This is a genomic window from Clostridium sp. TW13 (genome assembly GCF_024345225.1).
GTDB classification, from domain to species: Bacteria; Bacillota; Clostridia; order Clostridiales; family Clostridiaceae; genus Inconstantimicrobium; species Inconstantimicrobium mannanitabidum.
Window position 1 is genome coordinate 67,753 of sequence record NZ_BROD01000002.1, and the last position, 21,795, is coordinate 89,547.

Genomic DNA, 21,795 nt, shown 5'->3' on the forward strand with positions numbered 1-21,795 from the left:
ATGAAAAGAACATATAATGAAAAGAATATAAGATTATATCATGATTTAATGATAAGAAGATATCATTATGGGATAAAAGGATTATAATCAATAATTGGTTTAAAGGAAAAACTATTTGTTAGAATATTTATAATTGTCATAATAGTGCGAAAAAATCCTTTAAATGAAGTAAAAGAGCTATGTATACGGTTTTATAGTAATTTACAAAATAAGCTATAATTGACAGTGAATATACAAGAATGTAACACTTAAGTCAATAACATGTTATTAATAATTAGTAATTTTAAAGGAGTGATTTTATGAAATTTTCAAAAAAAATCTTTAGTTTTATTACTTCAGCTTTAGTTTTAACTAGTGCAGTTACATTTACTAATGGGATATCTGCTAAAGCAGAGACAATTGATAAACCTGTTGAGTTATATCATACCAATGTAGTTTATGATGCTGGTTCTTCAGCACATTATTCTGGATATATTGGTGTAAAAAACCTTGCTTATGCTAAAAATGTTGTAGTTCATTACAATTATACTAATTCTCAAGCAAGTAATATATGGTATGATGTGAATGCAAGTTATGTAAAGAATAATGCTTCAGATGGAGATGAAGTTTGGAAATTTGAAACACCTTCTGTAGATAGTAAATATTCCGGTTTGGCTGATATTCAATATTATATTGAATATGATGTAAATGGACAAACCTTCTATGATAACAATAATGGGAAGAATTATAAATCAACTTATTTTGGAGGAGATTTTGGAGCAAGTAGACCTTATCTAAATGGTTTTTCAGGGTATGCAAGAAACAATGGACAAGAATATTTATTCTGCCAGGTTCAAACTAAAAAATCAGTAAATCCTCAAGTTGTTAGAGTACGTTATACTCAAGATGATTGGGCTACTTATAAAGAAGTAGATTTAACTCAAGCAAGAGATGGATTCATTAATTCTGATTCAAATGCATGGAGTATAGACATTCCAATTATATCTGGAAAACCAGTAAAATTTGCTGCTTATGATGTAGTAAATGGAGTAGAGCACTGGGATAACAACCTAGGAGATAATTTCTATTTTAGTTTCTAGGAAGATATATAACTTAGATATATAATAAACAATATATATAGCTTTTATAGACTTATGGATTTAAGTTAAACGCTTTTGCATAACTATAAAATATAAGAATAAAAAATAATGGGGCTGTTGCACTAAATAATAACTAGTGCACAGCCTCATTATTTTTTACTTTTGCTTTCCGCCTTGATTCATTATATAGTCATAATAATGATTAATGGCTGCATCGATTATAGTATTTAAATATACATTTACATCAGGATGCACAGCTTTTAGTTCATTTAATTTTCTTAAAGTGGACTCTCTATATTGATAGCTTCTCTTTATACAAAGTCTTTCTCCTTCTATTTCAGGGGTTAAGCCACGGGCTGAACCTGTATTTGCTCTGTTATCAGCTAAAGAAGCATTGGTTTCATTAACATTAGTATCTACCTTTTTAACCTCAGTTGTTTCAACCTTTACTTCAGGAGCTTTAATATCAGCAGTTTGTTTATTTAATTTTGTTTCCTGAGTGTTAGTGTTTTCTGCTACTGAAGAAACAGAAGCAGGTTCTTTATTTTCATCATTTTGAAAGTTGAAGCTTTGAATAACAGTTCCTTTTACTTCTTGAAAGGCATCAGAAACTTCTTCTTCCTCACCATTTAGTGATATAACTTCTTCTTGATTTTTCTTTGCATTTAGCTTTAAGTTTTTAAATAAATCTGTACTCTTACTTGACATTTTTTAGTACCTCCGCTGCAAGATTAGTGTAGTCCTCGCTGGACTTAGCCTTGTGGTTATAGAAAACTACAGGGGTCATGTTGTCCTGTGAGTATTCTATTTGGCTATCTATTCTTATTAGTGTATTAAACACAGAATCTCCAAAGTTCTCTCTAAGGATCTCTTGAATGTTCTTTGCTAAGTTCTTTCTGCTATCATACTTAGTTAAAAGCACTCCAAGGATTTTTAAGTCAGGGTTTATTGTGCTTTGCACTGCATCAATTGTAGATAAAAGATGCTTGATTCCCTTTAAGCTGAAGAAGTCTGGACTTACTGGGATTATAATATCATCAGCTGCACATAGAGCATTAAGTGAAAGAAGTCCAAGACTTGGTGGACAGTCTAGAAGTATAAAATCATATTCATCTTTTACCTTAGCTAGAATTCTCTTAAGAATAGTTTCTCTACTCATGGTGTTTGATAAGCTGATTTCAGCATCAGATAAGGTTATATCTGATGGGATAATGCTTAAATTTTTATATGTTGTTGGAAGTATTACTTTGTTAATACTCTCATAGGATATATCCCTTGAAGTAAGCAAAGTGTAAATTGTGCTTTCTAAAGTTTCATCATCAATTCCTACGCTGGAAGTTAAATTGCTTTGTGGATCACAATCTACCAGCAAAACTTTTTTGTTCTTTAAGGATAGAGCTGCTGCAAGATTGCTACAGGTAGATGTTTTCGAACAACCACCTTTTTGATTGAAAATAGCGATAGTCTTCATTACGAAATCCCCCTTAATGGTTCATATAACTATATCATGATAAGATGATATCTTCTTATCATGATTTATTCTTTTCTTCATATCATCTTTTCTTCTTATAATTATATCATGAAATCAAGATATAATCATTTCTTTTCATAGTTAAATGAAGAAGTTGTAAACTTTAAAAACTTTTTATATACAAATTTAGGTTAAAATTAAAATAATTAACTTGAACATCAAAAAATGACCCAGTTAAGCATTATATAAATGAAGATTTAAAAGAGCTATAACCAATAAAAGATAAAAAATGAAAAATGATGTAAAAAAGCCTGAAAATTCAAGCTTACCTCATGTAATTTTAAAATATGAGTTTATATGTAACTAGAGATTTAAATATTAGGTTTTACATTATTTTTATAAAAAATTACCATTTACTTAGGAGGTGTTTTAAATGAAAAACATGAAATTAAAATTTTTAAGCTTAGGTGTATTAGTAGCTGTAGCAACATCAGCAACACCTGTTTTTGCACAAACTGTAACAAATACAAAAGGGGTAAAGCCAGCAATCCATGAGGACTTCTATAGCAATCAAAGTGCTGCTACTATTATAGCTAATGGTGGAGTTATTCAAGAAGGAGATTCAGGACAACCTGTTAGAGATGTCCAAAGTAGATTGGTTTCTTGGGGATACTTATCTAGTTCTGATGTAGATGGACAATTTGGACCAAAAACAAGAGACGCAGTTAGACAGTTTCAACTTAACTGGAACAGATGGGCAAGACCTAATGGTCAACCTACTCTTGCACCAGATGGCATTGTAGGATCACAAACTTGGGCATGTTTAAGCTAAGGATCTTGAGAAAGAATCTTTTGCATATTTAGATTAAGTATCTATTTTAAGAGATACCTAAGTGGAGACAAACTTCACTAAAAAATAAGAAGTATAAATTTGAGTGTGTTGTATAAGATTAATTTTTGTTATTAAAGAGCTGTTTAATAATAAAAATTAATCTTATTCTTTTAAAAAAGTAAGTCTTCTTTATTGATTAAGTAGGCTTAACACTGATTACAAGTATATCATGATATAATGATATCATGAAAAGAAGATTTAATGATATAATGATTTGTTCTTTTCATTATAAGAAGATATCATTAGTTGTTCTTATCATGAAAAGATTATTTCATGATATCATCTTTTATTTCCATCACTAAATATAGATTAATGATAATATTAAAGAAAAACACCAACATACTCAATTTAGAAGAAATTTATTTAATTACTTTAATTTTGTTCTTTTGTAAGTTAGATAAAAACTCCAATCTTTCTCTTTGATATTTTATAGTATCTTTTAGTGTATCAAGAGCAGCTTCAATGGATTGCAGTTCTTTAACATCATTTGAATTTGAAATTGCATCTAGAATTTTTTCTTTAAGTTCGCTAATATCAGTTGCAGATTCATTGGTTTTATCCTCAATTATTTCAACCTGAGAGCTTCCTTCCTCATTAAGCTTTTGAGCAAAGAAAAGCTTGAAGCGTTCAGTTCCAATAGTTTTTTCAAGGCCTTCTACAATTCTATGAAAAGCCAATTCTTTTTCATTATGCCTTAGATATCGATACAATCCTTGATAGCCCTTATATCCAGAATTTATTGCCCATTTATTTTTTTCTACGTTTGGCAGATTTTCATAAATTGTCTTTAGTTCAAACCTGGTTGCATCCATAATATACCTCCTAATCAATAAATTTACTTGTTAATTTAAGTATACAATGTTTAAAAAGTAATTACAAAAGCTTAATATTTATATAGGTTAGGATCTTATTATATAGTTTAATAGGTCAGAAATTAATAGAGGAAACAGCAATTTATATGCTATTTCCTCTATATTATTAAGAATTAGATTTAATTAAAACTATAATTCTCTCCTAGGTTGTTATCCCAGTGCTCTACACCATCTAATACATAATAAACTGCAAGCTTTACTTCAGTACCCCTTCCAAATGGTACTTTTGCAACCCAGCAATTTGAATCTTCATTGTAATATACATCAGTTGAAGCAGTTACATCTACATCCTTATAAGTAGCCCAGTTATCCTTAGAATAACGTATTCTAATTGCTTGAGGGTTTACAGATTTTTTAGTTGCTACATAGCAATTTAAATAAGAATTACCGTTATCAAAAGAAAGTGAAGTATTAACTAGGTGTGGTCTGTTTGCTGAAAAATCAGTTCCAACATAGTTTTTACCATTATTGTTATCCCAATAAGTTTGTCCATTTACTTCGTATTTGATGCAGTATTGAATTTGTCCAAAACCATAATGATCAAATGTTTCAGGAGTTTCAAACTTCCATATTTCATATCCATCTGAAGCATTGGTTCTTACATAAGTTGCAGCTACATCTTTCCATGGACCTCCTGCTTGAGGGCCAGTATAAGTATAGTGAACAGTAACCTTCTTATCATATGAAAGGTTCTTTACAGCAATATATCCAACGTAGTGACTGGTTTCTGAAGTGTTTCCTACTCCATAACTATAATATAATTGGACAGGTACCTCATTTGTATCTGCTTTAGCAGCAACTGTGTTTCCCAAAGTAAGGGTAGTAGCTAAAACTAAAACTGAAGTAATAAAACTAAAGATTTTTTTTGTAATTTTCATAAAATCACTCCTCTAAATCATTAATAACATGCTATCAATGTTAGTTATACCTTTAAATGAATTAAATGTCAAATATTGCTACGCTATTCATAGAGCTCTTTTCCACGGATATATTATGCTTGTACCAAAATAACTACGTATTCTTATTATTTATACAATGATTTGTCTATTTGGGATTAAACATATAAATTGTAGTTTAAAAGGGTATTATGAAATATATAGAAATATAGAGATGAATTTCAAATAGCAGTAATTTAAAATTACAAAATCCCCCTAAAGTATCTTAGGGGGAAAGCTTTGGCTTATTTAAGTCTAATATCAGGAGCAATATGGTTCCTAAATAAAAGTAATTATTCTTCTTTTAAGTCCAATATAAATTTTATTATACTGTTTATGCTGTCCTTATCATTAACTTCATTATAAAAATCTATAAGTTTGAATATAGCCGTTGAATTAGTATCAATAATCTCTAAAGATATTAACTCAAGGATTGTATTTTTGCAGCTATTTATTTCTATTGGGTTATTTTCTTTTATAAGTAAGGTTAAAAGCTCATCTAAGGATTTTTTTAGTATACTTTTATCCTTTTGGTGTTTAGCAATCTCAATGGATTTTTTGTAACAATCAATGGCAAGCTCCTTGTTGCCTATTAAATTAGCAGAGATACCTAATTGATTGTAGCAGTTAGCTGTGTAGTAACTTTCTTTTGCATTATCATAATCCTTTAATAGATAAAGTAGTTTATCTATATAAATTTTTATATTGCTTATATCCTTAAGCACTGTGTAGATATCAAGAATATTTCCAGTGATTAAAGCAATATGACCTTTATCATTTGAATCTATATTGTCTAGCATAGATTGATTTAAGTTAAAGGCATCACTGTAAAACTTTTTGAATCTAAGACAATTTACTTTTAAAACATTAAGCGATAATGTATCTTCTTCAGTTAATGCTTTAAAGGTACTTAGAATGTGCTCAATTTCAATTAATGCTTTATCATATTCTTTAAGGTTCATGTATGCTAGGGTGGTGTTGAAAAGCACCTTGAATTTTAAGTCTTCTGGCACATTATCATTATATATAAGAGCTAATTTATTAAAGTCTAAGCTTTCTTTATATTTTTGAAGATATATGCATACATTTCCAAGCTTCTGCAAAAGGTTAAATAGTTTAATATCATTAAATAAATGATTGTGATTTTCAAAAGCCTTTATATAGTAGGTATAACTTCTACTATAATCCTTTTGTTTCTTTAGTATATCTGCTATCTTTTCATAAATAATCATTTTCTTTTCAGGAACATCATATCTAATTAGAAATAATTCTATTTCTTCAATGTCCTTTGAAAAATCCTTTGAGAGATTATCCTCGTTTACGCATAAGAATTCTAAATATTGGTTAGCCATTTTATTAGTTTGAAAGTTTACATCTTCTAATAAGTATTCAGAATCTAGATGAAAATCGATGTTTCTATCTTTACATATTCTGTTTATATTATCAGTGATTATTTCAGCTACTGCTGGAGTAAGTGCTGATTTATCATTTTCAATTATACTTATAAGTTCACGAGTTATTTTATTTCCCGTAATATCTTTTTGATTAATTTTAAATTCTTGTCTGATTTTTTTTATCTTTTGACCTGGTGATAAAATCTCCATAAATATCAATCTCCTTTCAAATGTCTAGTATAAAATTCGAAAATTTTATTGTCTATAAACATAGGTTTAATTATCTTATAACAATATCATATCATAAAAAAAAATAAATGTAAATTAATATCTTTACAAGAAGAAAATATTATGGTATATTTTACATGTAAACAAGAAAATTTACATGTGCATTAATGATTTACATATTGATTATATTTATTTTAAAGGAGAAGATGGGAATGAATAAAATGATAAAACCTCTATCTATAGTTTTGGGAGTATGTTTATGTGCGGCTATATATCCAATACAAAAAAATAATATAAGAAAAAATGCGATAAATACTAGCTTTTTAGCTTTTCATTATAGTACTAGTGGTCAAGCTCAAATACTAGATCCAGGAATAGAACCACCTAAGAAGTAAGAATTTCAAGAAGATAAATTTGAAGAAAAATGAATTGTTTTAAAAAGTAAAATTATTTTATTTTTGTAAAAAAAGATATTTACAAAAATAAAAACCTATGTTACTATAATTGTGTAAATAAAAATATTTACACAAACTGAATTTCATATATTTCTAATTTACATCTATTGAAAAACATATAGAATTTTAAACTGAAGATTTTTAAAGTACTTAGGAAAAAGATTTTGAGAATTAAATTTATAAATTAAAAGGGGGATAAATACTATGGAAATAAGTGTTATGGAAAGTGTATTGAGTTTACAATCAATGACTGGAGATATATCAGCATCAGCAGAAGGTTGGAGTACACTTAGTGGTATTTGTAATCTTGAAGACATGGACCAAGGTGAAATTTAACTTAATATAGAATTTTAAAGAAAGGAGGATGTGATTATGAAAAATATACTAAACTTACAAGCAATGGCTCCTATCACAGGAGATCAAGTAGAAGATTGGAGCACTGTAAGCAACGCTTGCAACAATAAAGGCAGAGTTATAGAGCAATAAAGGCAGAGTTATATAATAAGAAGAATTAAAAAGGAGGAATAAATTATGAAGAGTATATTAAGTTTACAAGCAATGGCTCCTATTGCAGGAGATCAAGTAGAAGATTGGAGCACTGTAAGCAACGCTTGCAACAATGGTAGAAAAATTGAAACCAACTAATAATTTAATTTAGGAGTTATGAGAATTATGCAGAATATATTAAACTTACAAGCAATGAGTCCTATCACAGGAGATCAAGTAGAATATTGGAGTGCAACTAGTAACACTTGCAACATTAGAACAACGGAAACCAACTAATAATTAAATTAAGGAGGAATGGATTATGAAAAACATACTAAACTTACAAGCAATGGCTCCTATTGCAGGAGATCAAGTAGAAGAATGGAGCACTGTAAGCAACGCTTGCAACAATGGTAGAAAAATTGAAACTAACTAATAATTAAATTAAGGAGGAATGAGAATTATGAAAAACATACTAAACTTACAAGCAATGAGTCCTATCACAGGAGATCAAGTAGAAGAATGGAGTACTGTAAGCAACGCTTGCAATAATGGTAAAAAAATTTCAATAGATTAATTAATAGTTAAGAAGGTATGTATTAATTATCTGTGCTAATACATACCTTCTCTATAAAAAATTTCAGTACATAGAATTTAATTATATTTTTATATTTGGTTAGGAGGAGAATTGTATGAGACAAAATTTTCTATTAGAAGCTTTAGATAATAAATATTATTATGAAGGCATTGATAAATTAAAAAGCTCTGAGGAGTTTTATAATATAGCTAGCAGTATATTGCCTAAGGAGTGGGAGCTAAAGAAAAGCTCAATATACTTAACTTGCATGAATAAGGCTCATAAAATACCACTTACAGGTTGGAAGATTCATATTTCAGCAACCTTAATTAATTGCAAAGAAATACTTGAATTTGTATCTAAAGCGGCTGTAGAAAATAACTTCTCTTTCAAATTTATGAGGGATACTAGGATATTGCAGATAACTTCTCAAAAAGCGTACTCAAGGGGTGGGTCTGGAAAGTTCATAACCATATATCCAGAAAATGAAGATGCATTTTTGAAGCTGCTTGAGATTTTTTATGCTAAATTAAAGGATTTTAAGGGCCCTTATATTCTTTCTGATAAAAGATACAAGAATTGTAAGGTTTTATATTATCGTTATGGAGGAATGATTGGACAATATAGAATGGAGAAGGATGGAGATCTTGTTCCTATAATTAAGGATGGTAATGGTAATTGGATTGATGATATTAGAAATCCTTATTTTTCAGTGCCAGCTAATATAAAGAATCCTATTAAAGAACCTATAGTTAAGCCTGTTGAATCACATCTTGATACTACTTATAGAATTGATAAGCCCCTTATTTTTTCTAATAGTGGTGGGGTTTATGAAGGTGTGAAGCTTGAAGATGGAAGACGGGTTATTATAAAGGAAGCTCGTCCTTATACCTGCTTTGTAGATGATGAGAAGGATTCTATATATTTAAGAGAAAAGGAGTATTTCTTCTTAAAAAAGTTAGAAAAATCTAATATGGTTCCAACTCCTATTGAACTTTTTAAGGAATGGGAGCACATCTTTTTGGTGGAGGAATTTCTTGAGGGTAAAACCTTGAAGAGCTTTTGTGCTCAACACAATCCTTTTTATAAGACCTTTAAAAACAGCGAAAATATAGATACTTATATTAAGAATTTGACAAAGGTATTCCTTAAGATAGTGGATTTCATTAAGATGGTTCATGAAAGTGATTTGATACTTGCGGATTTGTCTCCAAACAATATAATGATTACAGAGGATTTACAGGTTAAGTTTATTGATTTAGAAGCCTGCATAGAGAAGGGGGATGAGTCTTTTGCTCAAATGTCTACCTCAGGTTACAGCGAGAAAATAACAAAAGATAATTTCATAGAGTCAGATTTATATGCCTTGGGTTGTGTATTTTTTAGCTGTTTGGCCCAAAGAAATGAGATGATACGTTTTGATCATGAGATTATAAAAAGATTCCTTGATAGTCTTTTAAAGGATTATTCCTTACCTCAGGATTTGGTGAACTTAATACTTGATTTAACTCAAAAAGACTTCAAAAAGAGACCTTCACTAGATCAGGTTAAAGAAAGATTAGAAGCCATTGAAGGAAGAAGTGAGGTTTGCATAAAGAGAGATAACAAGCTAGATTATGAAGCTTTAGATTTAAAGTATAGTAATTTAACTAAAGAGTGCATAAAGGCTATAGATAACACTGCAAACTTAGAAGAAAAAGAGAGACTTTTCCCAAACACTCCATGTATAGATAACTCTTTGAATATAACCTGCGGAGCTTTAGGAAACATATATATGATGAACTGCATGCAGGAAGAAGAGAAGATTAATAGATACATGCCTTGGGTTATGGACAAGCTTCAGAAAATAGAGTCCTATGCACCAGGATTATATGTTGGAGTTAGCGGCGTTGCTTGGGTACTTTTGGAGCTAGGGTACAGAGAAAAGGCTATGGAAGTGCTTAAGAAGATTGATAAGAATCCATTGTTTGACAATAACTTTGGTATTCGCTGTGGACTTGCTGGATATGGACTAACCTTATTAAAGTTCTTCTTAGAAACTAAGGAGGAAGAATTTTTAGAGAAGGCAGTTTATATAGGGGACACATTAATTGCTTGTGCTAAGATAGATGAATTAAACAAAACAGCCTGCTGGCCTGAGGGAAAGAAAGAAATTTCTATAGGTTATGGGGATGGAGCTACTGGAATTGCATTATTTTTATTATATTTATCCTCAGTGAGCAAAGAAGAAAGATTTCTAGAAACAGGGAAGCTTGCTTTAAGATATGATTTGAAGGAGAAGATACTGGTAGAAGGTACAGAGTTTTATTCCTTCCCTAGGGATAATAGCTTGACAAAGCCTTTATATCCATATTTTACAGAAGGTAATTCAGGGGTAATCTCAGTTTTATTAAGATATTATAAGGTTACTAAGGATAGCTTTTTTATGGAGGAAATAAATTCATTACTTCCAGGAATCTATGTAAAGTATGCTATTAATCCAGGCCTATTTTTTGGACTTACATCTCTTGGAAATACCCTATTAGATTGCTATGAATTCTTAGGGGATGCAGCTTATAAGGAGATGGCTTATGATGTGGCAGAAGGAATTTATTTATACAAGATAGACTCTCCAGACGGAGTGTTATTCCCAGGAAATCTTATAAATAAATTATCTACAGATCTTGGCAGTGGTACTTCAGGTATTGTTCTCTTCTTTAATAGATTGGTAAATAATTCAGGTAACTTTTGCTTCTTTTTAGACGAGTTACTAAGATAGTTTTAGAAATAGAGGTGAAGGATAGTCATGAAAAGCATTATTTTAAAGAATAAAAATATAGTAATAGTGGCTTGCATTTTTAATATAATGGCATCTCTAGTAGTAGTAATAACCTCATTGATGCTAACCAATCTTTTAAATGCCATTATTGCAAGGGATGTTAAGGATTTAATAAAACAAACAATACTACTGCTACTTGGCTGGGGAGTACTTTTAATCTTAGACTATATGAAGAGTATCCTTTCCTCAAAGGCTATAGCCAGGATGAATTCTACCTTAAGATATGAGATATCAGAAAAGCTAACCAAGATGGATTATGAAGAATTTTATTCAGAAGAAACTGGCAGCTATGTTTCTTGGTTAACCAATGATATAAGTCAAATTGAAAACTTAGGCTTTAGTTCTATTTTCACAATTGTCTACGGTTTGGCAACAGTGGTGTTTTCACTTGGAGGCTTATTTTTTATCCATTATTGGGTGGCTATATCTTCAATAATAATGCTTATAATAATGTCAGTGGTGCCAAAGCTAATGAATAAAACTATTGAAAAGTACTCAAAGAATATGTCCATTCAGCAGGAGGAGTTTGTGAAGGTCACCAAGGAAACTATTAATGGTCATGAAATATTGTATAGCTATAATTTATTATCTAGATTAAAAAATAATATTTCAAAGGGGTCTGAGGCTTTAGAAGGAGCTAAATATACCTTTAGGCAAAAACAAACCTTAGTCAGTGAATTGATTGGACTTACCAATATATTTTCTCAAATCGGTATAAACTTTATAACAGGGTATTTATCAGTTATTGGCTTAACAAGCATAGGCAATATTCTGCCCGCAGGAAGTCTAGCAGGGACCTTCTTTTGTGCAGTTTCTAATATATTAAGATCAAGAACAGCTATACAATCTACTAAGCCTATTTTTGAAAAGTTCAATATAGATAATGTAGAGAATAGTGGGAAGGTCATCTGTCCTGAATTCAATAAAGCTATTGAATTAAGAAATTTAGATTTTAGTTATGAAGCTAAGGAAGTTTTAAAGGATGTTTCTCTTACCTTTGAGAAGGACAAAAAGTACGCAATATTAGGGGCTAGTGGCAGTGGAAAATCTACTTTGATTAAATTAATCTTGGGACATCTAAGGGGATATAAAGGGAAGATTTGTATTGATAATAAGGATATAAAACTATATGATTCCCAAAGTATAAGGGACAACATTGCATATATCAGCCAAGATGTTTATGTATTTAGTGGCACTATAGAAGAAAATATCACCTTGAATGAAAGCTTTAGCAAGGAAGAAATGGACAGAGCTTTAAAGGAAAGTTGTTTAAATGAATTTGTTTACTCCTTAGAAGATAAACTAAATACTGTAATAAGTGAAGATGGGAACAATCTTTCAGGAGGACAAAAACAACGTATAGCTATAGCAAGGGCTTTGATTAGAAAAAAGCCTGTGCTTATAATAGATGAAGGCACTTCTGCCCTAGATAAAAAGAATGCTATGGAAGTAGAGTCTGCTTTATTGAAGAATAAAAATCTTACGGTACTTCTTATAACTCACCATTTAAATGAAGAGCTTATGGATGATTTTGATGAAGTGGTTAATTTATAAAAATATAGGAAACAGCAGTTTATATGCTGTTTCCTATATTTTTAAGAATAAATTTAATTGAAGTTATAGTTAGCTCATAAATTGTTATCCCAGTGCTGTACACCATGTAATACATAATAAGCTGAAAGCTTAAATTCAGTTTCCATCCTAAATGGTACTTATACAATATGTTTTTTTCTGTAATTACAGAAAAATTAAGCCTTTATCTACTTCTCTAAATTAGCATCATAATGCTTTATATATCTATAAAGGGTGGCTCTGCTTACCCCTAGAAGCTTTGCAAATTCTACTGCGGTGATTTCCTTTAGGGTCCACCTTCTATAATATTTAGGAAATTCCTTTGGAAGGGTGGTTTCTGGTCTGCCTATAGGTTTTCCACTCTTAGTTCCAAAGATCTTGGCTTTTTCAAGACCTTCACGAACTCTATCAGCAGTTATTTCTCTTTCCATTTCAGCTACAGCTCCTAAAATGGTGAGCATAAACTTATACATATCTCCCTTTGTATTGAAGCCTTCCTTTATAAAATGCACTGTTACATCCTTATCCTTAAAGTAGCTGCAGAGATATCTTAAGTCATCCACGTTTCTTCCAAGCCTGCTAATGCTCTCGCAATAGATGTTGTCCTGAGCTTTGGAGTCTAACATAAGCTTGTTAAGTTCAGGTCTGTCCTTGGTTTTTCCGCTGACTTTGTCAAGGTACCTTTTATCTATTTTTATATTATTAAAGGCAAGCTCTTGCCTACGTTCATCCTGCTTTGTGGTGCTTACACGTTCATAACTATAATTCATTTTAAAGCAATTCTCCTTTAATTAAGATATCCTAAAATAGTAAGTACTAAGGAATCTTCAAAAAATAAATAAGTTTATATGCCTAATATCTTTCTAGGCAATTGTTGTATAGAAAATCAAAAATATTATCTGCTTCTCTAGTGTTATAGAACTCAACCATTAAAGTATTAAACTCTAATCTATCCTTTGCTTTAATATTAAAAATTCCTTGGCCGTTATATATTAAAATCATGTTAGAAATTAATCTAGAAGTTCTTTTGTTACCATCATAATAAAATTGATTTAGAGCGCCCCATAGGAATATGTCAAAAGCTAACTCTGTTTGGCTTTTGCATCTTTTTATTAATTCAGGTAATTCGCTTTCAAATATATTTTCTAAGTCTTCAGCTTTTGGAGGCATGAATTCTGTACCAGCTATTCTAACTTGACCTGTTCTAAAGGCTCCACTGATTAAGGCTTCATTTTCAGCAACTATATGATTGAATTCATTAAAAGTAACAGCATTAAGAATAACTTTGTTTTGACTTACTATATCAAATAAGTAACTCCACGCATTTCTAATACTAAAAATCTGCTGTTCATCACTTACCTTATGTCCGCCTATAGTAATTCCATCTAGTAAAGTTTGAACTTCTGGGTAGGTGAATGGATTTCCTTCTAAGCTAGCCATATTGAAAACTACATCAGGAAGTAATTTTTTTACCAGCATAATTAACTTTTTAGTGTCTAGTGCAGGACATATATCTTCATAAGATTTACTTCTATTAAATAACATATTGTCATCTCCTTAAATTCTTTCATGATAAAATTATAAAGTGTATCATAAAACTATGCAAGTAGCATGATACACTTTTTGAAAGTTATAGTCCTATATTTACTTTAAAATTTCATAGATTTTCTTGTTAAAATACATGTATTATAAAACTTTAGTTTTTTGAGATACAAATAGTGGATATATGTAATAGTTTGTAATTACATTAGATTTGTTAATAAGTAAGAAACTCTGTAAACTATAAATTATATAAAAAGAAAAGAGCATCCTTATTTAATTTATAAATAAGGTAGCTCTTTCTTGTAAACTATCCTGAGGGAGATATTAATTTTTAAGGTATCTATTTATTAAACAAACCAATAAGGTTGTTTGTTGAATTATGCAAAAACTTTTTTAATAATTTAATTCCTGTAATAATTATATACATAAGTGAGATTATATGTAAATAGGCGCTGGAGTTGTATTTTGCTACAGAAGACTAATTTTAAGAAAATATGATGAAAAATTTCAAAAAGTTATGCCTAAAATGCTAGATTAAAGCACTTAAAGTAAGAATAATAGGCTCCTTATAGTTTGGGACAAAAAACAGTGATTTTCTGAGTAAGGAGACTGTTTTAGTAATACCAAACAAAGAATTGCAATGATTTTTACCAAAAGATTTGCTGAAAGCTGTTTATAAAAAAAAAAGAATGACTTTCGCCATTCTTATATATTAAGATAAAGGGTTTTTTAATTTCGCACGTCTCTCTTAGATACAAAGGAAACGCTTGTTGGTGATTTATATTGTACACCATCAACATGTACATGGTCACTATATACTATAACATGCAAACCTTGGGCGCAGTATTTCACTGAAGAAGTATTAAATACTGAACATCCTCCTAATTGGTAAAAATCATCGTTATTTCCGCCAAATGCATCCTTGGATCCGTCAGGTGCATTTTTGTATTGATTAAAATCTCTATGAGTATGGCTGGTAAACATTATAGTCTTATTATATTGTTTAATATTATTTTCAAAATAATCACCATTAGGATCATTATAGCTACGTTCACAAATACAATTTGTCCAATCTGAACCTTGTACTGTTCCGTGTGGAGGTTGATGGCAGAAAACAAACTTCCATCCGCTAGTAGAATTTAATTTACTAAATAAATGACTTAACTGATAGTTACGATTAAGATCAGCACAGTTAATTTGTTGATCATAGGCTAGCTTGTCAGTTCCCAAGAAGAAAAATAGATTTCCCTTTACATACTTCCAATCATAGGAATTGCCAGCATCACGAACAGCATCGCTATGATTTAAGTAATTAGTTTGAATTCTATTTGTTTCTCTAATAAAGGTATCAAGAGATTGATTATAGTTTTCTACATGAGGAGAATCACCAGGGTGGTCATCGAACTCATGATTGCCATAGTTAAAATAGATATATGGTAACCTTTTACCAGAATTTGCAGAGCTAATAAGCTTACCTAAAGTATCGTACTCACTGTTATCATCAACTACATCACCATTCATAACTATGCAACTATCACTACCAAATTTATACTTTATACATTGTAGTGCATTGGTGAAATTAACATTTCTATCCCCATCATTTACGTTTACGTGACAATCTGAAATAACACTAAAGCTATATAAAGGAGTATCGGATAGTGCAGTGCCAGTTGTTGTTTTAGCTGCTGCTGCAAAGGAACCTGTTGAAGTTGCTGTAACTAAGCTTGCAGCAGTAATGGCAGTAACTAAAAGTTTCAATAAACTTTTCTTTTTTTTCATAAAATTATCCCCCTAACATACAATTTTGATCTTAATTTCATAAATAGCTATTTAACAGTAATAATTATACAATTGTATGTAATTATATGTAAAGTAACTGGAGATAAGAGTAAACTTTACAATTTGAAATGTAAGGGATATCTAAGCTTTGATTTTCACAAAGTTATGCTTAAAAAAGAGATCAGAGAACCTAAAACTAGCATAATAGTATATTATTGGTTTAAGAAAAAAAAGAATGACTTTACGCCATTCTCTCTATTACTCATCCCATCCAAGCAGTTTATTTTCTAAGTCCTTATAATCATAATTTCTTTCTTCAAAGTTATGAAAGTTAGTGGTTTTAGAATTTACTTTTGGTTCATTGAAGGCTCCTGGTTTAACTTGAGAGAGCATAAGTCCCACAAAATTTTCAGCTTCCTTGTTTTTGAAGTGATTGTATACCTTATTTATTTGATTTATATCTCCTTCTGAGCTGTTATATATTTTTAGAGCTTCTGAAGGGGTGATATTTTTATCCTTCATCATAGAAACAATTGTATTTATAGCTTCTTCTAAACCTTCACTTTTTTCTTCAGAAGATAGGTTTTCTTCATTTAGGGGCTGTGGAATTAGGTTTATAGCTTCATTTATCTTATTTTTATTTGAATTTATGTAAAACTTTATGCTGGTAACCTTTTTCCCTGTTTTTATCTCGTCAAAGTCAAAGCTTATGTCTGTTTTGTCTTGAAGCTCCCTTTGTGCCTGCACTATAATTCTATTTTTAAAATTTTGATAAACCAGATAAGAGCCTGTGTCTGCCTTTAGAATTTTTCTAAGTTCATCCACTTCTATTTCTGCAGATTTTTTAAATTCATTTGATTTTAAAATTTCGTACATTCTAATGGAGTACTTTCCTTTAAGCTCCAGCACGTTTTTTAACCTATAGCTGGTGTAGAATTCTTTTAAGCCCAGCATAAAAGGTTTAAGCTTTGGGCTAAACTCAAGTTCAATGGTGCCTGTGCCTTTTCTATAATGGGCAGAAGATAGCCAAGCCACTTGAAGAATGTCATCGCCTTGCTTAATCTCTAAGACCTTTTGCATCAGTTCCTTTGTGATCTTCGGAATCTTTGTGTATTTTCTCTTATCCTCAATGCCCAAAAGATGAATAAAGTCCTTAATGCTAAACTTGTAAGGTTTAAAATCCTCATCTGTAGGCTGCACTGTACTAGCTAAAGTTAATATAATTCTTTGTTCTTCTAAACTTAAATCATAATTTGATGTTATTAAAGTATTTGCCTTAGTAACTAGATAATTCTCGTTCATAAATCCACCTCATAGGATGATTATATCACTAACTAATACATAGGCAATAGTGATGTATTAGTTAATGGGTAGCTAAATGTATTATTTAAGGTAGTCATTTGTATTAGTTAGGTAGCTATTTGTATTAGTTAAGGTAGCCATCTGTATTAGTTAGGTAGCCAAATGTATTAGTTGGGTAGCTATTTGTATTAGTACGGTAGTCATTTGTATTATTAAAAATTTTAAAGCCTTGATATAACTGACTTTACGCTAGGTCTAAACATATAAACAATAAAAACATAAAAACAAATAAAACAACAACAGGGTGGTTGTAGGAAAAATATTTAATTTAATATTAGGTTTATATTTCATTAATTTAAATCTTTATAGTTTATGTAATTAAATTAATGAAAGAAGGTATAAAAAATCCAGAAATGAGAGTTGCTTTTTTAGGCGGCTTGAAGGATTTTGGTTATATTGACTCTAATGTTGATATTAATAGCACTGCTAATTCAGTTGGTTCAGTAACTTGGGATAACAGTAAGGTAGTGTTTACCTTGGGTGTTCCTAAATCACAACAACCAAAGTCAAAAACAGATGATTTTAATAATAGCGTAATAAGGAGCTATTACGTAGTTGGCAAAATTGTTAACTGCGCAATAGCTTTTACCATTAAAAGAATTATGTGGTATAATTTTCATATGAGTTGATAATATAAATTTTATAGTAGTTTGTATTAATCAGAGTCTATGTTTTAAAATAAATATTAGGAAATTTGGGGGCTATAAAATGAGTGCTATATTAAATAATAGAATATTAGTAATAATGATTATTCTTATAATATTGCTTATTCTAATTAAGAATAGAAGAAGTAATATATGTAGAATTTTAATGATTTCTACTTCATTGTTTTTATTACCTTTTATTCTCTATACTTATCCAGATCAGCTGATTAACCTTTTAATCTTGTTAGGTGGTTCAGCAGAATTTCAAATACTGCTTAATTTTTTAATTGTAGCAAGTACAACACTTGTAATAATGGGAGTAATAATAAAAATTAATATAAAACCACTTTCTAAAAATTCAATGGCTATCAAGGAAAGTAATGAACACATCAGATTAAAAGAAGGCAGGAGTTTATTACAATATTCAATATGGTATACACTATACATTACTATAATTCATGTACCAATCTGCTTTTTTGTAATAGTAGTATCTTCATTTAGTCCCATGGTAATTATCTATGCACCTTATATGATTTTTGCGCTATTTATAATGTACGCAGTGTCTATGGTTATGTCAATAAATGGAGCAATTAGAGTTAAAGGAAAAATTGTGCTAAAAGTAGTAATTTTAATGTTTATTCCATTGGTAAATTTCATTATGATGATAAAATTAAGCTATGAAGCAAAGAAAACATTAGAAGGTTTAGATACTAATTTTAATTAATAGATAGGTTGCAATAATAAAACTACATCTAGACATCTTCAAAAAGTAAATAAGTCCATCTGCTAGTCTATTTGGACTTGTTATTTATTTTCAGATGTCTTATGTAAACAAACAGCTAAATTTTAGATCTAATAGGCTGATTAGTTTAAATTGCTATATCATGATATCATCTTATAATGATATCATGATATATTCTTTTCATTACATCATGATATCTTCCCCAAAAGATATGATTTTAAACTATATTTTTTCTGTAGCAAAAAATCCTTACTTCCTGAGCTTTTATAGTCTTAGTTATCTCGGAATTTACTAAAAATAAGGCATATATTATCAAAGTAAAATTCTCCTTAAATTGCATGTTATATTTTTAGTATGAACAAGGAATCTTGAAAAATAAAAAAGTCAGTGTGACATGGTTATTTTTCAAGACCAATAATGAGAAAGGAGAGTGAGAAGTATGCTAACAATTGATGATAATGAATTGGTAAATAGGAATTTTAATGAGTTTATAAATAGCTTTTCAGACAGCTTACATAAAGAAGAATTTATTTATGATAAAAATTCTTTTATAAAAAATGCCACAGAAGATTTATGCTCTATTTTAAAAGAAAGTTCAAAAAAGTCCAGTTCAGCAGATTTAAATCACATTGCAGCTAAATATTTTTCTTCCTTATTAGAAAGTGTAAATTTAGTAAGTAAGGTTTATTGTGAATTTGAAGATACAAAGGAGATAGCCTCCATAAGATCTTATAGTGGTTTTGTAAAATTAGTTACTTTCAGTGATGGTGATAAGGTCTTTCTTTACAGGAAGAATTCTGAAGTCTTAAGTATTTTTAATAGAGTAGTTAAATGGATAAATAAAAAGCTTCAAAAGGAAAAGCGGTTATATATACAGGACTTTATAGAAAGCGAGGGTTATATTTTCAGTGAGTTTATAGAAGATGAGTCTTCTAAAAATAAGCTTCAGGCTGACAGATTTTATTTAAAGCTGGGAGAGCTTTTAGCTATTATATATATTCTGAATTTAAGAAATGTAAACTTAGAAAATATTCTGATTAAAGGTGACAGCCCAGTTATTGTAGATTTTAGTGACATAAACATTATAGAGCCAAGGAGAGCATTTTTCTGTGATGACATTGCAAAAAATATACTTGATGGATCAATTTACAAGCAAGAGATTTTAACCTTTAATAAGCTAGAATTTAAGGAAGAATATATTGAATATATAAAGGAAGGTTTTCAGATTGTTTATAATATAGTTTTAGAAGAAAAGCTTAATGTAACTAGGCTTATAAGCACAAATTTAGGGAAGGATTCTAGCATTGCTAATTATATATTAATTAAAATTCAAATGCTTAACAATCAAGATCTTAAAAGGCAGCTAAACTTTATAGATGCTAGATTTTCAAGGAAGCATATTTATAACAATGGGGTTTGTTTTTCAAAAAATGAACTTAAAACAGAGCTTAACAGTGAGCATCTTTTAACTGTGGCCTTGAAGCTTGGGGACTATATAATTGAAAAGGGCATTATAGGTTACAAGAATTCTAAGATTGAAAGAACTTGGATAGATACCTTAGAAAATAATACTGTATCTATAATTGGAAGCAATTTATATGAAGGAAACAACGGCATAGCCTTATTCCTAGCTTATTTAGGAGCTTCAAGCAAGAAGGAATATTTTATAAGTTCTGCCTTTGAAGCTATGGAGGTTGTGAAACGTTATATAGAAAATGCAAACAAAAACATAGATCTTCCCCTAGGAGCTTTTAAGGGTATTAGCGGTATGTTTTACACTTTAGCCAAGCTATATAAGCTAACAGGCAGGGAAGATATTAAGGAATTTATAAAGGATAATATATCAATTTTATATAGACTTATGGGTAGCAAATGTGTAAATGTAATGGATGGCAGCGCAGGAATTATAGGAATTTTAACTTGTATTTACAACGATATTGATGACAAGGAGCTAAAAAAAACCACCCTTGATCTTATAAACATTGCCTATAAAAATGTGGTGCAGCAGGTGAAAATTCTAGACAGCAAGGATGTATTTAATGTAGGTTTTGCCTATGGTTTGTCAGGGATCATAGCTTATTTATCAAAGCTTATCCCAATGAAAAGTGATGAAGGTGTGGAAGAATTTATAGCTTACATCTTATCTTTAGAGAGAAAACTATATGAAAAGGAAAAAAGTAAGCTTAAAAATAACTGGCTAAATGGGCTATCAGGAATCCTTTTAAGCAGGCTTATGTTAAAGGATGCAGGGTATAAGGACCTACTATTAGATGAGGAAATAGAGTTTTTTGTTAATATGGTTATAGAGAAAGGCCTTGGAGACAACCCTTATTATGGCTATGGTCAAATAGGAAACCTAGAGATTTTAAACTACGCAGCCAAGGTTTCAAAGAATCCTATTCTTAAAAATAGATGTATAAACACCTACAACAACATAATTGAAAGCATCTTAGACGGCACTATGTATGAAAATATTGACTATGATAAGGAGTCCTTATCCTTTATCAACGGTCTTGCAGGCATAGGATACAGCTTGATTCAAAAGTATGATGAAAACTTGGTGCCACAGATATTATTCTTTTCTTAAAAGTTAGGAAGGATAGAAGAGTTTTAAGATAGATCTTAGTTTAGAAGACAAATAATAATTCCCCTATAAATAAAAAGTAGAAGGCTAATTTGGCCTTCTACTTTTGTAATTACAGTTTTATAGGAGTTAAAAGGGGATAATTTTGTTACTTTAATTTGTAATGTTTAGTCTATTGGAACTTTTGGCTTATTACAGCAAATAGAACTGGCTTAGAATGTTCCAAATCTGATGGGGTTAATGTAAATGTAAATGTGTCTCTTGTCTGGCCATCATCAGTATAAGATACGTTTCCCCCAATATCAAAATTAAAAATACTAATACCACCTTTAACACTACCTTGAATACCAGCAGTTATTTTTT

22 protein-coding genes are annotated in these 21,795 nt (G+C 30.0%); 12 read left to right on the plus strand and 10 right to left on the minus strand.

The window, feature by feature from the left end; translation table 11 throughout:
• The first annotated feature begins 299 nt into the window (after positions 1-299).
• Complete coding sequence (locus OCU47_RS21650) at positions 300-1,079, plus strand: CBM21 domain-containing protein (protein WP_261830731.1); 780 nt, start codon at positions 300-302, stop codon at positions 1,077-1,079.
• 156 nt (positions 1,080-1,235) lie between these two features.
• Here OCU47_RS21650 and OCU47_RS21655 read toward each other — a convergent pair whose 3' ends face one another.
• Together OCU47_RS21655 and OCU47_RS21660 are read right to left on the minus strand one after the other, a co-directional pair.
• On the minus strand, positions 1,236-1,787 hold the full coding sequence (locus tag OCU47_RS21655) for a hypothetical protein (RefSeq protein ID WP_261830732.1): 552 nt from the start codon (positions 1,785-1,787) through the stop codon (positions 1,236-1,238).
• On the minus strand, positions 1,777-2,550 hold the full coding sequence (locus tag OCU47_RS21660; RefSeq protein WP_261830733.1) for a ParA family protein: 774 nt from the start codon (positions 2,548-2,550) through the stop codon (positions 1,777-1,779). The genes OCU47_RS21655 and OCU47_RS21660 overlap by 11 nt, the downstream gene beginning before the upstream one ends.
• 433 nt (positions 2,551-2,983) lie before the next feature.
• Between OCU47_RS21660 and OCU47_RS21665 the strand changes: the two genes are divergently transcribed.
• Entirely contained in the window at positions 2,984-3,382 is a 399-nt protein-coding gene (locus OCU47_RS21665) for a peptidoglycan-binding domain-containing protein (protein WP_261830734.1), read from the plus strand.
• Positions 3,383-3,801: 419 nt separating this feature from the next.
• Here the strand turns inward: OCU47_RS21665 and OCU47_RS21670 are convergent, their stop codons facing one another.
• From OCU47_RS21670 to OCU47_RS21680, 3 genes are all read right to left on the minus strand, one after another.
• Complete coding sequence (locus OCU47_RS21670; protein ID WP_261830735.1) at positions 3,802-4,254, minus strand: hypothetical protein; 453 nt, start codon at positions 4,252-4,254, stop codon at positions 3,802-3,804.
• A 179-nt stretch (positions 4,255-4,433) separates the two neighbouring features.
• Positions 4,434-5,192: a carbohydrate-binding protein gene (locus tag OCU47_RS21675; RefSeq protein ID WP_261830736.1), complete on the minus strand. Its 759-nt coding sequence runs from the start codon at positions 5,190-5,192 to the stop codon at positions 4,434-4,436.
• Positions 5,193-5,542: 350 nt separating this feature from the next.
• Positions 5,543-6,853 (minus strand): tetratricopeptide repeat protein, encoded by a 1,311-nt coding sequence (locus tag OCU47_RS21680; RefSeq protein ID WP_261830737.1) that lies wholly within the window; start codon positions 6,851-6,853, stop codon positions 5,543-5,545.
• A gap of 230 nt (positions 6,854-7,083) precedes the next feature.
• Between OCU47_RS21680 and OCU47_RS21685 the strand changes: the two genes are divergently transcribed.
• The 7 genes from OCU47_RS21685 to OCU47_RS21715 all read left to right on the plus strand — a co-directional run bounded on the left by OCU47_RS21685 (position 7,084) and on the right by OCU47_RS21715 (position 12,761).
• Entirely contained in the window at positions 7,084-7,266 is a 183-nt protein-coding gene (locus OCU47_RS21685; RefSeq protein WP_261830738.1) for a hypothetical protein, read from the plus strand.
• A gap of 264 nt (positions 7,267-7,530) precedes the next feature.
• Positions 7,531-7,662: a hypothetical protein gene (locus OCU47_RS21690; RefSeq protein ID WP_261830739.1), complete on the plus strand. Its 132-nt coding sequence runs from the start codon at positions 7,531-7,533 to the stop codon at positions 7,660-7,662.
• 36 nt (positions 7,663-7,698) lie between these two features.
• A complete protein-coding gene (locus tag OCU47_RS21695; RefSeq protein ID WP_261830740.1) occupies positions 7,699-7,812 on the plus strand; it encodes a class III lanthipeptide in 114 nt (37 codons plus the stop codon).
• A gap of 322 nt (positions 7,813-8,134) precedes the next feature.
• Positions 8,135-8,248, plus strand: coding sequence for a class III lanthipeptide (locus OCU47_RS21700; RefSeq protein WP_261830741.1), 114 nt, complete (start codon positions 8,135-8,137; stop codon positions 8,246-8,248).
• A gap of 27 nt (positions 8,249-8,275) precedes the next feature.
• Positions 8,276-8,389, plus strand: coding sequence for a class III lanthipeptide (locus OCU47_RS21705; RefSeq protein WP_261830742.1), 114 nt, complete (start codon positions 8,276-8,278; stop codon positions 8,387-8,389).
• Positions 8,390-8,504: 115 nt separating this feature from the next.
• Positions 8,505-11,147 carry a class III lanthionine synthetase LanKC gene (gene lanKC / locus OCU47_RS21710; protein ID WP_261830743.1) on the plus strand — a complete coding sequence of 881 codons (2,643 nt, stop codon included), beginning with the start codon at positions 8,505-8,507 and terminating at the stop codon, positions 11,145-11,147.
• Between the two features lie 27 nt (positions 11,148-11,174).
• Positions 11,175-12,761, plus strand: a complete 1,587-nt coding sequence (locus tag OCU47_RS21715; protein ID WP_261830744.1) for an ABC transporter ATP-binding protein — start codon at positions 11,175-11,177, stop codon at positions 12,759-12,761.
• A gap of 206 nt (positions 12,762-12,967) precedes the next feature.
• Here the strand turns inward: OCU47_RS21715 and OCU47_RS21720 are convergent, their stop codons facing one another.
• The 4 genes from OCU47_RS21720 to OCU47_RS21735 all read right to left on the minus strand — a co-directional run bounded on the left by OCU47_RS21720 (position 12,968) and on the right by OCU47_RS21735 (position 17,402).
• On the minus strand, positions 12,968-13,549 hold the full coding sequence (locus tag OCU47_RS21720) for a recombinase family protein (RefSeq protein WP_261830745.1): 582 nt from the start codon (positions 13,547-13,549) through the stop codon (positions 12,968-12,970).
• An 82-nt stretch (positions 13,550-13,631) separates the two neighbouring features.
• The gene (locus OCU47_RS21725) at positions 13,632-14,324 is read right to left on the minus strand and encodes a Fic family protein (RefSeq protein ID WP_261830746.1); all 693 of its coding nucleotides are present in this window, start codon (positions 14,322-14,324) and stop codon (positions 13,632-13,634) included.
• Between the two features lie 726 nt (positions 14,325-15,050).
• The gene (locus OCU47_RS21730; RefSeq protein ID WP_261830747.1) at positions 15,051-16,100 is read right to left on the minus strand and encodes a metallophosphoesterase family protein; all 1,050 of its coding nucleotides are present in this window, start codon (positions 16,098-16,100) and stop codon (positions 15,051-15,053) included.
• Positions 16,101-16,358: 258 nt separating this feature from the next.
• A complete protein-coding gene (locus OCU47_RS21735; protein WP_261830748.1) occupies positions 16,359-17,402 on the minus strand; it encodes a replication initiation protein in 1,044 nt (347 codons plus the stop codon).
• Between the two features lie 386 nt (positions 17,403-17,788).
• Between OCU47_RS21735 and OCU47_RS21740 the strand changes: the two genes are divergently transcribed.
• The 3 genes from OCU47_RS21740 (at position 17,789) to OCU47_RS21750 (ending at position 21,435) form a co-directional block, all read left to right on the plus strand.
• Entirely contained in the window at positions 17,789-18,091 is a 303-nt protein-coding gene (locus OCU47_RS21740) for a hypothetical protein (RefSeq protein WP_261830749.1), read from the plus strand.
• 79 nt (positions 18,092-18,170) lie between these two features.
• On the plus strand, positions 18,171-18,830 hold the full coding sequence (locus tag OCU47_RS21745; RefSeq protein WP_261830750.1) for a hypothetical protein: 660 nt from the start codon (positions 18,171-18,173) through the stop codon (positions 18,828-18,830).
• 457 nt (positions 18,831-19,287) lie between these two features.
• A complete protein-coding gene (locus OCU47_RS21750; protein ID WP_261830751.1) occupies positions 19,288-21,435 on the plus strand; it encodes a lanthionine synthetase LanC family protein in 2,148 nt (715 codons plus the stop codon).
• A 169-nt stretch (positions 21,436-21,604) separates the two neighbouring features.
• Here the strand turns inward: OCU47_RS21750 and OCU47_RS21755 are convergent.
• Positions 21,605-21,795 (minus strand): hypothetical protein (locus tag OCU47_RS21755; protein WP_261830752.1); only part of this gene is annotated, 191 nt, incomplete at its 5' end.